We start from the raw sequence: 563 nt of genomic DNA, 5'->3' as shown, positions 1-563 counted from the left end.
TCGTTTTTTCGGCATCGGCATATCCATGACTTTTACCTCTCATGATATGCCCCGCCCACAAAATCCCGGACAGGTCCATGCGGCCGGCGGCCACGTTGGTCAGTTGGCGCTCCGCGCCGGCATCGCCGATGCTGACCACACCAGTCGGGTTCGCGCCCGCGAAGCCGTTGAGTGTGGTCGAGCCGACCGTCGCGCTCGATACGCCGACTGCGTTTGCCGTCACCGATTTCGCGCCGAGCGCGACGGAATTGTTCGTGGCCGCGACGGCGCCCGTGCCGATCGCGACGGCATCAGCGCCGGTCGCGATGCTGTCGGCACCGGTCGAGTTCGCGTGGAAGTACTTGATACCTTGGCTGTTGATGTTGTCGATGGCCGAGCCGACGTTGTTGGCGGTCGTCGTCGTGCCGTTCGCGTTGTACGTCGTATAGGACGGCGCGGAAATCGTGCCGGTGCTCGGATCGAAGCCTGCACCGCCGCCGAGTGCCGCCGCCGTGCTGTTGCCGAGGTTGTCTGTCTTCGTTTGCAGCGTGTTCACGCTGGTCGACAGCGAGCTGATACCGCTG

1 pseudogene is annotated in these 563 nt (G+C 64.1%); it reads right to left on the bottom strand.

What is annotated here, in order from left to right:
* Positions 1-563: pseudogene (locus tag AC1RQF_RS33325) on the bottom strand (hypothetical protein); the annotation flags it as partial.

The sequence above is a fragment of the Burkholderia sp. GW821-FHT14F03 genome, from assembly GCF_058803765.1.
Note: the sequence above shows the minus strand (reverse complement) of the source record. Positions and strands in the feature narration are given on the sequence as shown.